The sequence below is a fragment of the Vibrio sp. VGrn 2 genome, assembly GCF_009361695.1.
In the GTDB taxonomy this organism is placed as follows: domain Bacteria; phylum Pseudomonadota; class Gammaproteobacteria; order Enterobacterales; family Vibrionaceae; genus Vibrio; species Vibrio diabolicus.
Map to the genome: position 1 here is coordinate 43,538 of NZ_RBWD01000002.1, position 13,883 is coordinate 57,420.

The window sequence follows — 13,883 nt, forward strand, 5'->3', positions numbered from 1 at the left end:
CCTTACGCTTTACGAATGTTACATAGGGTTACTTTGGTTTCCTGCATCAAGGTAACCGGGTCGTAACCGTAAGTGGTTGCCGTGTTGGCCGATTCGCCAACAACGTAAGGCTGTGTACCTTCTGGGTATTTAGGACGTAGGTCTTCACCTTCGAACTTACCGCCAAAGTGGAACGGAATGAACGCCAAGCCAGGTTTCACACGGCGTGTTACCATCGCTTTCACCTTGATTCGTCCCTTCTCTGCACCTTCAACCCAAACATCATCACCATCTCTGAAGCCAAGATCGTTCGCGTCTTTCGGGTTCACTTCAACAAACATTTCTTGTTGAAGCTCAGCAAGCCAAGGGTTTGAACGCGTCTCTTCACCGCCACCTTCGTATTCAACCAGACGACCAGAAGTCAGAACGATTGGGTACTCGCCAGATTTGTCTTGCTCTTGAATGGATTTATACAACGTAGGAACACGGAAGATCGCATCTTTGTCGTCCCAAGTTGGGTAGTCCGTTACAAGGTCACGACGTGGTGTGTATAGTGGTTCACGATGCAGCGGTACGCGGTCTGGGAACGTCCAAACAATCGCACGCGCCTTCGCGTTACCAAATGGAATGCAACCGTGCTTGATCGCGACACGCTGAATACCACCAGAAAGGTCAGTCTTCCAGTTTTTACCCTCTGCTGCCGCTTTCTCTTCAGCGGTTAGATCGTCCCACCAACCAAGTTGTTTCAATAACTTGTCAGTGAATTCTGGGTAACCATCTTTGATTTCACAGCCTTTCGAGTAGCTGTCTTCTGCAAGAAGACTCTCGCCTTCGAATTCCACACCAAAGCGCGTACGGAAGTTACCACCACCTTCTGCAACCGTCTTAGACGTATCGTACAGAATGTGGGTGCCTGGATGTTTCATTTCCGGTGTACCCCAACATGGCCAAGGTAGACCGTAGGTTTCACCGTTGACAGGGCCACCTTCCGCTTCCAATGTGGTTTTGTGGAACGTATGCCAGTTTTGTTGGTGCGCTTTCAAACGCTCTGGGCTTTGGCCTGTGTAACCAATCGTCCACATGCCTTTGTTGAATTCACGCGTTAGGTCTTCAATCACCGGCTGGTTGTTTTCAACACGGATGTTTTTGAACAGAAGATCGGAATAGCCCAGTTTCTTCGAAAGCAGGTACATGATTTCGTGGTCTGGTTTTGATTCGAACAAAGGTTCAATAACCTGATCACGCCATTGTAGAGAGCGGTTAGAAGCGGTAACACTGCCGTATGTTTCAAACTGCGTTGTTGCAGGAAGCAAGTAAACGCCGTCGGTACGGTCGTTCATTACCGCAGCAACCGTTGGATATGGGTCCACAATCACCATCATGTCCAACTTCTGCATCGCTTTTTTCATCTCAACACCACGTGTTTGAGAGTTCACTGCGTGTCCCCAGTAGAACATTGCACGGATGTTTTCGCGTTGACGAATGTTTTCTTTGTTTTCCAGTACACCATCCACCCAACGAGATACAGGAATACCTGCACTGTGCATTGGTTTCTGACCGCTATAAGCGTTGTCATCGAAACGACCTTTGATCCATTCGTAATCGATTTCCCACACTTTTGACCAGTGACGCCAAGCTCCTTCAGAAAGGCCGTAGTAGCCCGGTAGCGTGTCAGAAAGTACGCCAAGGTCGGTTGCGCCTTGTACGTTATCGTGACCACGGAAGATGTTTGCGCCGCCGCCTGATTTACCAATGTTACCAAGTGCTAGCTCAAGCACACAGTAAGCACGTGTGTTGTTGTTACCGGTAGTATGCTGAGTACCACCCATACACCAAACGATACAGCCTGGGCGATTTTCAGAAAGCAGTTTTGCTGTTTGGTAAACGTCTTCTTCGCTTACGCCTGTTACACGCTCAACTTCTGCTGGCGTCCACTTCGCTACTTCACCACGGATTTCATCCATACCGAATACACGTTGACGGATGAACTCTTTATCTTCCCATTGGTTTTCGAAGATGTGCCACAACACACCCCAAATGAATGCTACGTCAGAACCAGGACGAAGTGATACATAGTGATCCGATTTTGCTGCCGTACGTGTACGACGAGGATCCGCTACGACGATCTTACAGTTGTTCTTCTCTTTTGCGATCAGAATGTGCTGCATCGCTACTGGGTGTGCTTCAGCTGGGTTTGAACCAATGAACAGCATCGACTTACAGTTGTGCATGTCATTGAAAGAGTTGGTCATCGCACCGTAACCCCAAGTGTTTGCTACACCCGCCACGGTTGTTGAGTGACAAATACGCGCTTGGTGGTCAACGTTGTTAGTGCCCCAAAGTGATGCCATTTTGCGGAACAAGTACGCTTGTTCGTTGCTGTGCTTTGCGCTTCCCAAGAAGTAAACCGAATCAGGGCCAGACTCTTTGCGGATGTCCATCACCTTGTTACCGATTTCTTCGATCGCTTGATCCCAAGAAAGCTTTTTCCACTTCCCGTTTTCAAGCTTCATTGGGTATTTAAGACGGCGCTCACCGTGGCCATGTTCACGTAGTGCTGCGCCTTTTGCACAGTGACCACCGGCGTTAAATGGGTGGTCGAATGCAGGCTCTTGACCCGTCCAAACACCATTTTGAACTTCTGCGTAAATACCACAACCCACTGAACAGTGAGAACAGATAGTACGTTTCACTTCTGTTTTCGCTTCTGGATCGACGGATTTTGCTTGCGCTTTTTTCATCATTCCCGGTGCGAATAGACTAGCACCAACCACTGCGCCACCAGCGGCAAGCGAAGTGTTTTTCATGAATGCACGACGAGACACGCCAAGCTGGTTCGTTTCTTTGCTCACACTGTCGGAGCGTTTGACAAGTTTCATCCGTTATCTCCTAAAGTGTGTCGTAGTAATCGCGAATGTGTTGAGTTTCACGATACCCTTTCTTCTTCACGTCTTTTTCAGAAGGCTCAACCGTTTCTGAAGCAACGGCCACTTTCGTGGTTCCCGCAACAACAGCACCAGCAACGGCAGCGGTTGTGAAGCCTTTTAGGAGATCCCTACGGCTTGTGTTTATTTCTTTATTATCTTTCATAATTGCTTCCTTACCTTACGGTAGATCTTTGGAGACTCATGCCTCTCTATCGATATGACCAAGTACTGCTCGATTACTCGTAATCAGTGACGTTTTTCACATCAATTTTTAATTTGCTCTTACTGCTTTTGGTGTTCACGCTAAAGCGCACTTGCTCTAGCGTTAAAAACGCATCGCAAAGCTGCGCAGCTGGCTTGTAGAAGTTCACGCTTTCGGCGTTCTCTAGTTGGCGCGTAAAAGATTGGAACCAAGGGGCGATGTGTTTGTTAAACACCGCTTGTTGAAGTTCTTCCTCTTCACCCGTCAGCATTGCCATCACTTCGCACAGTGCAGAAATATGGTCTTCAGGCTCTTTCACGTTCTCTTCTCGCTCGATGCCTAAAAGTTCCAAATCGCGACGAATTTCCGCTAACGGTTTTTCCATCATCGAGCCAGTGCGATGCCAAGACCCGAATGGCACGACTTCACCACGTCCAATGCCAATAAACAGATCTTGATATTCTTCTTCTAACGCTTCTCGCTGCGCTTCGTTGGCGGCTTGTTGCAGTGCGAGCCAAGCTTTTTGCATCGCGCTCTCAGACGGTTCAATTTCTAGCGATTTCAGGAACGCCAGCATTTCATCACTTGGCGCACTACGAAAAAGTGCGGATAGAACGAGATAAATGTCTGTTCTCAGTGTTTGTTCTTGTTGTGTATCCACTGCGAGCTCCTAGTATTTCAATTGATTCATTGGATCTGCAGCCATCGATTCAAACATGTCGATCACACGACAGTCTTCACACATGGCGATGCGATTAATGGCGGCTTCATCAGTGAAATGAGAATGACCACGAAGCTTGTTTTGCAGCATGTCGATCATCGATTGCGGAGCAAAAGGCTTGTGACAGCGAATGCACTCGGCTGCCTTTTCTTCATGAATCACAACCGCTTTCTGGCGTACTTCTTTCACCCAGTTCATACGAGAAGTAAGCGTCAGCACTTTCTCTGGACACGCTTTCTCGCACAGCCCACATTGAATGCAGTCTTGCTCGACGAATTTAAGCGACGGAGATTGCCCGTCCGTATGCAATGCACGTGTTGGACACACAGCCACACAACTCATGCACAACGTACAATCTTTGCTTTCACAAGAAACCGTGCCGTAAGGTGCGTTTGCTGGCAGTTCAACAATGTTCTCAACTGGAATACGCGATGATGACAACGCATCCAACGCCGTAAATAGACGCTGACGTTTGTTACCTTGCAAATCACCTAATGCCAAATCAAAAGACTCGGTACAAAGTGTCGGAGCACCTTCACGTAGTGATTCTAGATACAGAATGTCGATGGTTTCTTTGGCGATACCAAGCTGGTCGAGCAACTCTTGAGCAATACCTACTTCGCTATTAAGCACACGAATAATGGTTTGAGGCATAAAACGCGAAGCCGCAAACAGCACCTGAGTGGCACCGTTCACAAGCGCAGCGAACCAAGTATCAATACCAACCGAAGGCAGTTCTTCCACCACAATTGGAATCACATTATCTGGCAGTGCTTTTAGTGCCATCACGTTGTAGCTCTCGTGGCGAGAACTGCAAATCAATACGATAGGCTCTAAACCACCCGCTTGCTCATAGTTGGCTAGCGTACGTTCAATAAACTTTTGCGTATCTTCGGGGTTTGGCAATGCGTAATGAATCGCTTCTGTCGGACACGCTGTAGCACAAGTACCGACGCCTTGACATAGGTATGGGTTGATCTCGATGCGATGGCCCGTTTTGTCGCTGCCTTCACTAGATAGTGCCCCTGCCGGACAAGCATCCACACACCGTTCGCAACCTTTTACGCCACGAGAGCTGTGTGCACATAAATCGGTATCTAAACGGAAGAATTTCGGTTTATCGAACGTCCCCATTAAGGTTGGAATCTCTTCCAACGCTTCAGCCAGTTTCGGATAGCCACGACCTACTGGGTAGTAGCCCGGTACTGGGACTTCTTCCGACATGCAGCTGTTAAGGCAAAGATCGAGTACGATATCGAAACAATCGCTATTGATCGCGACCTTGGCAAGATTGTTGGTCGAACCATGATTTTCAATCAGAACTTCAAACGTACCTAAGAACCCTGAAACCTGAACCGAATTGGCGTAATAAAGCTCGGGATTTGTGCCCTTTTCGCCATCGGTAGAAAGCAGCGTCAGGCTGTTCATTTGCGACAATTGCGCTGCCGCACTTTCGATGATTGCCGTTGGGCCCACAATCAAAGTATTACCGCCGCTTTCATAGCTTACGGTTGGTGGAATAAGATTGGTCAACTCTACGGTATTTTCGAAAGCGTACAGCCTCGCTTTACCGTTATTGGAAGTTGCTTGTTCTAATAATTGTTTCAGCATTGCTCAATTCCATTTATGAACATGGATAGTCTTTTCCATCTCTTAGTGTAGTTAGCGCCGGAGATTCTGCTGATTAACTTATCAATGAGCATTCTTATTCCGCCATCTATAGGCGATGAATACTACGCAGTGCGTCCGTACTAACTTCAACCAGATTGGTATTGAGCAACAAAAAGCAAATGTCATGCCAATAAAATATCAATTAAAATTCAACAACTTAGATATTTTACCGACAAATGGTAGGGATAAAAAAACCGGTTGAGACATTTTGTCCCAGCCGGTTCATTGAGTGTTTAGTCAAAATGTACCTATTCTTTGTGTGGTATATTTTGTCTCACCTCGTTAGGCGGTGATTCCTCAGCAAAAGTATCACTTCCACCAGGCACTGTATTTATATACAGTTCATTTTCATCTTGGGTAATTCCGGCACTTTTTTCGGCGTTTGGTTCTGTGTCTTCAACCACTTCAGATGCGATATCGTCAGCGTTAAGTTCAGATCCTTGCGTCGTTGCAGCGTCTGGTTCTTCTTCCACTTTTTCTTTAACCCAATCACGTAGCGTCTCTGCGACGTCTTTAGAAAGTGACTTTAAGTTACTGTAATCATCATCGTAATCGTCTAGGCCATCACGCACGTTAAATTCTTCGGACAAGAACATTTTGCGCAGCGCGGCTTTCTTAACGCTTTCTGAAGCTTCAGAAACCAGCAGTTGCGCCACAGACATTTCTTCGGGCTTTTCAGTCTCTACACTCGCGGTAATGTCTGGAGCCTGACTAACCTCATTGACGTTCAAAGCGTCTGAGCTTTCGTCAGCGTTTGAAAGCGCTGTGACACAATCTTCGGATTGCTCCGTCTCTGCTATCGGCGTGATCTCTTCATCATATTGGGAAGATTCTTCTAATTTACGTTTCGACCAACGGCTTAAAAAACTAGTTGCCATTTGCTCTGCCCGCTCCTTTGCGTTTCTTACGTCTTACTTCTAACAGCTCACCGTGGCGACCGATAAAGGCTTCCATCCAAGCCTGAACGGCTAACGGCATATCGTTGGATAGTACAAGGTTGTCGCCATCCATATATTGCGCCGCGACAGATTGTGAAGCCGTTAGTAGCTGTATCGCTGGTTTTTCACCAGACTCGACGTTATCCATCACTAAAAAAAGTTTAGGTTGCTGAGAGCTTAAGTTAAAGCGGTAGTCTGTACGCTGGTCTTTGTGTAATTGCAATAGACAAACATCGGGAGTCTCTTCCGTCGGATTTAGCGCAAATCCCGTCAACTGCCATTGGGTTGTTACCCAAATCCCTGTACTGATCTCATGCTCAACAAGCTCTACGCCAATTGGCCATGCGTCTTCAGTCTTCTCGTAATTGTTCTCGAAATCTTTCTTATCCGACATAACTCACCCAGTTTTTCTATTTTGGTCTGAAAGCAATCAGGACACTTTGACCTTACTTTCGACCATTTTATTGACTTATAAGCAATAAACGAGCCACACTGATAAAGCTTAGCCTATTCATGTCCTCTGGCTATAAGTACCAAACTAGCCGAAACTCAAATGTACGGATGTGTCATTACTGCGAACTCGCAGTTTTAATGCATTGTTGACATAAAACCTCGCAATTTTTGTGGGAACCGCTATTTTGGAACGAGATTTGCTTTGCTAACCACTTAGCAAGCTAAATGCGTAGCAACCTAACGCTCTTAATCACTAGGACACGACTGTGCTGAAACCAAATATTATTAAAACCAGTGAAAATCCCCTGCAAACCATTGAAGTCGATGTGTACGACGAGTACGGCGAAAAGCTCACGAAGCAAATCGCGTGCGAGCGCCCTCTTACGGTCATGCTGAACTGGAAAGAAGTAGTCACGCTCATGACGCTAGGTTCGCGTCCAGAAGCGTTAGTACTGGGTTATTTGAAAAACCAAAGCTTCCTGTCCGATCCAGCAGCGATTGAATCCGTCATTATTGACTGGGAAACGCATTCCGCAGCAGTGATTACTAAAGAAAATACCGAACATTTAGAAGGCGCTCTGAAAAAGAAAACCGTCACATCTGGCTGTGGTCAAGGCACCATGTATGGCAACGTGATGAAACAACTTGAGAATTACCAAGTGCCTCAAGTTCCGCTTAAACAATCAGAAATCTATTCCGCATTGGAAGCGTTGACTCATTACAACGGCACCTACAAAAAAGCAGGTGCGGTGCATGGCTGTGCGGTTTGCAAAGGCAATGAGGTATTATCATTTGTGGAAGATGTCGGCCGCCACAATGCAGTGGATACGCTTGCAGGTGAGATGTGGCTCAAAGAAGAAACAGGTGAAGATAAAATTTTCTACACAACTGGTCGCCTTACTTCAGAGATGGTGATTAAAGTGGCTCAAATGGGCATTCCTGTTCTGCTTTCTCGCTCTGGCGTTACTCAAATGGGGTTAGATCTTGCGAAACAATTTGGCATTACGACGATTGCGCGAGCAAAAGGTTTACGCTTCCAAGTATTTACCGGAGCCGACAAGATTGAGTTTGATGTGAAAGGCGAAAGTGCATCTCGTTAACGAGAAAATAATACAAAACCGTCGATTCGTGTAAACTTATAACAATTGGGATAAGTAAATCATCACGTTATGAAGGCTTAATTAAACGATATAAGTCAGAAATAGCAACATGTGTTGTAGCAATAACAACGCTTGCTTTAATTGATGCTAACTACAGCTCATTCACAAAGGATGTGAACTATGGACAATGACCAACTGTGGAATTTTTTGCTCACGCCCAGTGGCATCATGCTCTCAATGATCATTACATTTGGTGTCGTCGGCATATATGCGTATATAACCGGTCAGTTTAAGGATTAAGACCAATATAAAAAGCCTCGCTAAATACCAAGCCGTTCGCTTAATTTGTTGAAGATACATTTACACATGCCATAAAAAAGGTGCTGAAAACTTTCAGCACCTTTCTAACTTCTAGCTTCTATTGCTGTATCTTTTCAATATTTTTATTAATACAGGAAAAAGCATCAATAATTCTATCCATCATAAAATCTAGCGCTGGAGCATACCCCGAATCTAAAGACGCACCATCCAAACCTAACTTTGTCAATGAATCTATAGACTTACTTACTGATTCATGAGCTTCTGCATTCCTAAGATCATTGTTTATAAATAATGAAGCCATAGCTGAGTTATTTATTCTCCAATCACCTTGACTCGCAGCTTCGCTTAGCATGTCAGCGTCTTCGTTTTGAGCATTTAGAGCTTCAACCAGATTTAAAACTCCTTGGAGAAGCTTCAATGTTTTTAAGTTAGATACATCTTTAGCATTAACTCCCATAGCCTTGAGAATCTTTCGTAAGGTTCCGACTTTTATTTTGTTAATTATTTCATTAATAGTTTTACATCTTGATAGGAAATCTTGCTCATACATGTCACTAGGTGCAACATGGGATAACTTTTGAATGATAGGGTAATTCCTAATCCCTTCAGCTTCATATTCTGCTCGGTTGAATTCAAAAATATCTGTTAGAAATAGATTTAAATTAAGCTTGTTACCGATAAAAACTAGGTTTTCTCCTAATGAAATTAATTCTATAAGTAACTTATTTGCTTTTAAGACAATGTGTTCCTGGTTAAGATCAAATCCTTCAGCGATATGATTAGGTATTGCGTATTGATAAACATGATAAATTTCTTGATCTGGTACGCCTCTATAAAGCTCGTAAAAAGGCATTTTTACAAAGTTCCTTCCAACCCTTACACAGTCTCTAAAGCTCCACTGTCCTTTGTAAGATGGAGAGCAATAAAATTCACTTCCGCTACGGAATGGTACAGCATCGAACAAATTGTCTTTTTCATATTTAACTAGAAACTCATCCGATACATATAAATACTCGTTAAGCCTAATGTCCTGAGTGCGTTTCTTGGTCATTGGCTTAGTGTGTCCAGCCCATATAAGAGAGTGAACGTCTAATTCATCGCATAAATCAGGCTTAATGGCTTCTACAGTAGCCCATACCTGCAACAAAATGTTTTCATCATGAGTTCTGATGTCTACTTCACACCAACCTAAGTCCTTATTGAATTGAGGACTTTTGTTAAGTAATTCATCAACCTCTTTTGTTCGCTCAATAAACGCCTCATAGAAGAAAACTCTTACTCCACAACAACCATTCATCCATAAGAACCTACGTAGGTAATCGTTTCTCATTGTCCATTTTACGTCTCTACTACTGGTAAAATGATACTCACTAGAAACAATACCCTCTGCCACGGAATGTTGAGGCAATGTTAGGTCATCAAAGATAATCTTCTGCTCGGAATCACCAATTAACCTTGGCGTTAATCCCATTGTCATCCAAACTTTTTCTGCAAGATTAAATGAAAAGCGAAGACTGTCTCCCCATGAGGCAACTAAGTAGTCAAAGCCTGAGATAGAGTACTTAATATCGAACAAATCGCCTTTGTGACGACATATCGGGGTTGATGATGCCACAAGACCATCTGTTGATTCACTTAAGGTCTCTAGTGAGTCAATATCTTTTTCAGGAACCGCAGCCATAATCATATGTAAATACTCATAATTACGTTCGTATTTGTTATGCTCAAATCGGTTTGTAATATCGATGTTTTTGGCTGGGTTTGATGTATCCTCAAGGATTAGAAGTGATTTTAATACTTCTGGAATTTGATGTTCTGGTAGTGGGAAGTTATCTAGGTAATTCATGTTTCATCCATTTTATTTATAATTATTAGGAAGTTATATGATATCACAGGTTGTGCGTTTTTTGGTCTAACTATCGGTCAAAATAGATTATTTTCTCGTATGTAACCTTACCTTTAGCCAGCCCCAATCTCATTGCAGGGGTTTTCTTATCCCCTCTAGCATCATGTATGTAGTTGTAAAATAATCTATAAAGTTCAGCGACTTTAATGATCGTTTCTGGGTTATAAGCGTTATATCCATACCATACACGCCTAGCATTTGCCCCTACAGAAAATGGGCGTTCCAGTAAGTTAACTCGCCTTCTCGCTTGCATAAAAAAGCGATCTATTCCATGAAGAGTTGCTAGTTTGTATAGATTAGCTTGATGTTCAAGTGAATAACGAGAAATATCGGTAAGTGCTGCTACCATCTTTTCTGGCTCAGAACGAGTTACCACTGGATAAGTTAGCCAGTCTTCTTTGCTTCCAGCTATGCGTTTGATTCTGGGGATTTCATCAATAACAAGCTGCTGTATTATGGATTGCTTTTCTTTGAATGATAGTTGGCTGTAGATAACTCCAAACTTTGATTTTATATAGTGATGGCATTGTCTCTCTAGCATTCGCTTTTGATCAACGGTCAGGTCTTTTGTCGCCTTTACGTAAAACGCATCAGCCGTTCCAGTATTTACTCTATCTTGGAACGAGTACATAAAGGCATTTTTTATTCCTGACTCTTGATCCAGATAGAATCTGACTTTCTCAACATTTCGCAATAGGTCTGACATCAGCTTAAAATGGGCATACATGGTGTATTCGCTACGAACAAGCATGCCTGAGCTTGGCAACATTACCGTATTGTCCAATAGTTCACTTGAGTCAATATTTACTCTATCTTGCTCCACTAAATATTTATCTTCGATCTCTCCTATTAATGAACCTTGTGGATTAGATTTTTTCCTACCTTGTGACTCTTGAATAGCTTTATCATAATCTTGAGAAAGCCAAAGGTGAGCGTGTTTTCTAAAAGGTATTGCCTTATCATAGTCGCCTAAAGCAAGGGTTTCACTTTCAATATCCTGTGGCTTAAGAGATGCATCAAAGTTGAAGTGCCAGCCTAAAACGTAGTCTGAGCGATTATCTGCCGTACCGATACCAAGTATTTCAGTATTGCGCTTGTCGGTTCTACTGAGCCAAGTTCGTAGCTTGTACTTGTCTGTCAGTGCTTAGATACAATCTATCAATAGATATCTGTTCTAGAAGCTTCCTTTCTCTAAGTTGAACAAATCCTTGTGCTTGCTCATACAACCAATCAACCTTCTTGTAAAACGTACTTGGTGAAATACCCGCAATTTCACAGCAGCGTCTAACTGGGACTTTGTTTACGAGTAGGCTGTAAATCAGCTTGTTCTTCTCAGACTTCCTCTGGGTTCTTCTTTTGAGCCTGTAGAAAAGGTTTTTCTACATAACTTACATTGAAATCGTTGAGAACCATTGGTCAAGCCAAATTTGTAGTATGACTTTGGGTTTGCATTTACATCTAGTAAATGATTACTACATTCATGGTTAGGGCAAGCGTGCTTTTGGCTCTCTAGGTACAGACTAAGACGCTTGTACTCTTGATTTACGCCCTTATTGCTCTTGATTGGGGAGATAACATTACATGCCTTGCACTTTAACCCTGGAGTGTCAGCAGCCAAGCCGCTGATAGCATAAAAAGGATCTCTTTTAGGTTGACCGTCATTGAAATTATGTATAATACTGCGCCTCAACTCTGGCTCTAATCCGAATTGAGAGCATTTAGGATTTTTACAAGTATTCACCTGAATATCAGCTTCTTTTAAGGGTATCCGTTCTTTGCCCTTAGAATCCTCTCGGAAAGATATCTTACCCATAAAAAAAGACCTATAATCCATTAACTAACTGAATTATAGGTCTTATTGTCTTTCATTGCTAAATTTTCAACAATTTAAGAGAACGGCTTGGCTAAATACGAGGCTTTTGCTTTTTAAACGCTTTACGAGTAATTACGCGTCAACGCCACGAGATTTTAGGAACTCAGAGTACGTGCCTTTGAAGTCCGTGATCTTGCCATCGCGAATTTCGATAATACGAGTTGCTAGCGAGTCTACGAATACACGGTCGTGAGATACGAAGAACAACGTGCCTTTGTATTGCTCAAGCGCGGTGTTCAAAGATTCAATCGATTCCATGTCCATGTGGTTGGTTGGTTCGTCCATTAGCAGCATGTTTGGCTTGTGCATCATCAGCTTACCAAGCAACATACGACCTTGCTCACCACCAGATAGTACTTTTACTGACTTCTTAATGTCGTCTTGACCAAACAGCATACGACCAAGGAAACCACGAACGACTTGCTCGTCATCACCTTCTTGACGCCATTGACCCATCCAATCCGTTAGGTTCATGTCTTCTGCAAAGTCATGCGCGTGGTCTTGCGCGTAGTAACCGATATTTGAGTTTTCAGACCATTTGTACTCACCTGCACGCGGTTCAAGCACACCAGCAAGCGTGTTTAGAAGTGTTGTTTTACCCACACCGTTCTCACCGATGATCGCAACGCGCTCACCCACTTCAAAAATTGCATTGAAGTCTGAGAACAAGTCCTCTTCGAAACCTTGGCTTAGGTTTTCAACAATCAGAGCGTTACGGAACAGCTCTTTCGACTGTTCGAAACGAATGAATGGGTTTTGACGGCTAGACGCTTTAACTTCATCCAGTTTGATCTTGTCGATTTGCTTAGCACGAGATGTCGCTTGTTTTGCTTTCGATGCGTTTGCTGAGAAACGTGCAACGAACGTTTGTAGCTCTGCAATTTGTGCTTTCTTCTTCGCGTTGTCGTTTAATAGACGTTCACGAGCTTGAGAAGCTGCTGTCATGTACTCATCATAGTTACCTGGGTAAATGCGCAGTTCACCGTAATCCAAGTCAGCCATGTGCGTACATACTGAGTTTAGGAAGTGGCGGTCGTGCGAGATGATGATCATGGTGCAGTTACGCGCATTTAGCGTGTCTTCCAACCAACGGATCGTATCCATGTCCAAGTTGTTGGTAGGTTCGTCAAGCAGCATAACGTCTGGGTCTGCGAATAGAACTTGCGCTAGAAGCACACGAAGTTTCCAGCCCGGCGCCACTTCACTCATTAGGCCGAAGTGCTGCTCCATTGGAATACCCACCGCAAGAAGAAGCTCGCCCGCTTTGGCTTCTGCCATGTAGCCGTCCATTTCCGCAAACTGAACTTCTAGGTCAGCCACTTTCATGCCGTCTTCTTCACTCATTTCAGCAAGTGAGTAGATACGGTCACGCTCTTTCTTCACTTCCCATAGCTCTTTATGACCCATGATAACGGTATCGATTACCGTAAATTCTTCGTAAGCGAACTGGTCCTGGTTTAGTTTTGCAACGCGCTCGTTTGGATCGTAACTCACGTTACCGCTGGTTTGCTCAAGCTCGCCGCTGAGGATCTTCATAAAGGTTGATTTACCACAACCGTTAGCTCCAATTAAGCCGTAGCGATTACCTTCGCCGAACTTAACTGAAATGTTTTCGAATAGCGGCTTAGCGCCGAATTGTTGAGTAATATTCGCTGTGGAGATCAAAACCTTTACCTTAGCAATTGGGGTGTATTTAGAAAAACCGGGCAACGGTACTTGTTCATGCTACATACTGCAAGTGTTGTTTTTATTAATTCATCGCTAGTGAAACCATCGCAGTGCTTCTTCAAAG

At 43.9% G+C, this 13,883-nt stretch carries 10 protein-coding genes; 1 reads left to right on the plus strand and 9 read right to left on the minus strand.

Annotation, left to right across the window (positions count from 1 at the left end; genetic code table 11):
• Positions 1–2 precede the first annotated feature (2 nt).
• The 6 genes from D8S93_RS04125 to D8S93_RS04150 all read right to left on the minus strand — a co-directional run bounded on the left by D8S93_RS04125 (position 3) and on the right by D8S93_RS04150 (position 6,832).
• The gene (locus D8S93_RS04125) at positions 3–2,858 is read right to left on the minus strand and encodes a formate dehydrogenase subunit alpha (protein ID WP_152812133.1); all 2,856 of its coding nucleotides are present in this window, start codon (positions 2,856–2,858) and stop codon (positions 3–5) included.
• A 10-nt stretch (positions 2,859–2,868) separates the two neighbouring features.
• Positions 2,869–3,069 (minus strand): twin-arginine translocation signal domain-containing protein, encoded by a 201-nt coding sequence (locus D8S93_RS04130; protein WP_005396171.1) that lies wholly within the window; start codon positions 3,067–3,069, stop codon positions 2,869–2,871.
• 73 nt (positions 3,070–3,142) lie between these two features.
• A complete protein-coding gene (locus tag D8S93_RS04135) occupies positions 3,143–3,769 on the minus strand; it encodes a molecular chaperone (protein WP_006742580.1) in 627 nt (208 codons plus the stop codon).
• Positions 3,770–3,778: 9 nt separating this feature from the next.
• On the minus strand, positions 3,779–5,440 hold the full coding sequence (locus D8S93_RS04140) for a 4Fe-4S dicluster domain-containing protein (RefSeq protein ID WP_152812135.1): 1,662 nt from the start codon (positions 5,438–5,440) through the stop codon (positions 3,779–3,781).
• Between the two features lie 308 nt (positions 5,441–5,748).
• On the minus strand, positions 5,749–6,378 hold the full coding sequence (locus D8S93_RS04145) for a DUF3306 domain-containing protein (RefSeq protein WP_152812137.1): 630 nt from the start codon (positions 6,376–6,378) through the stop codon (positions 5,749–5,751).
• Complete coding sequence (locus D8S93_RS04150; protein ID WP_152812139.1) at positions 6,368–6,832, minus strand: DUF3305 domain-containing protein; 465 nt, start codon at positions 6,830–6,832, stop codon at positions 6,368–6,370. The genes D8S93_RS04145 and D8S93_RS04150 overlap by 11 nt, the downstream gene beginning before the upstream one ends.
• Positions 6,833–7,157: 325 nt before the next feature.
• On the opposite strand from D8S93_RS04150, the gene D8S93_RS04155 reads away from it, so the two are divergent.
• The gene (locus tag D8S93_RS04155) at positions 7,158–7,991 is read left to right on the plus strand and encodes a formate dehydrogenase accessory sulfurtransferase FdhD (protein WP_319802958.1); all 834 of its coding nucleotides are present in this window, start codon (positions 7,158–7,160) and stop codon (positions 7,989–7,991) included.
• Between the two features lie 418 nt (positions 7,992–8,409).
• On the opposite strand, the gene D8S93_RS04160 is transcribed toward D8S93_RS04155, so the two are convergent.
• From D8S93_RS04160 to D8S93_RS04170, 3 genes are all read right to left on the minus strand, one after another.
• Positions 8,410–10,158 carry a hypothetical protein gene (locus tag D8S93_RS04160; protein WP_152812141.1) on the minus strand — a complete coding sequence of 583 codons (1,749 nt, stop codon included), beginning with the start codon at positions 10,156–10,158 and terminating at the stop codon, positions 8,410–8,412.
• A gap of 70 nt (positions 10,159–10,228) precedes the next feature.
• The gene (locus D8S93_RS04165) at positions 10,229–11,041 is read right to left on the minus strand and encodes a hypothetical protein (RefSeq protein ID WP_152812143.1); all 813 of its coding nucleotides are present in this window, start codon (positions 11,039–11,041) and stop codon (positions 10,229–10,231) included.
• Positions 11,042–12,163: 1,122 nt separating this feature from the next.
• Positions 12,164–13,756 (minus strand): ABC-F family ATPase, encoded by a 1,593-nt coding sequence (locus D8S93_RS04170; RefSeq protein WP_012841837.1) that lies wholly within the window; start codon positions 13,754–13,756, stop codon positions 12,164–12,166.
• Positions 13,757–13,883 lie beyond the last annotated feature (127 nt).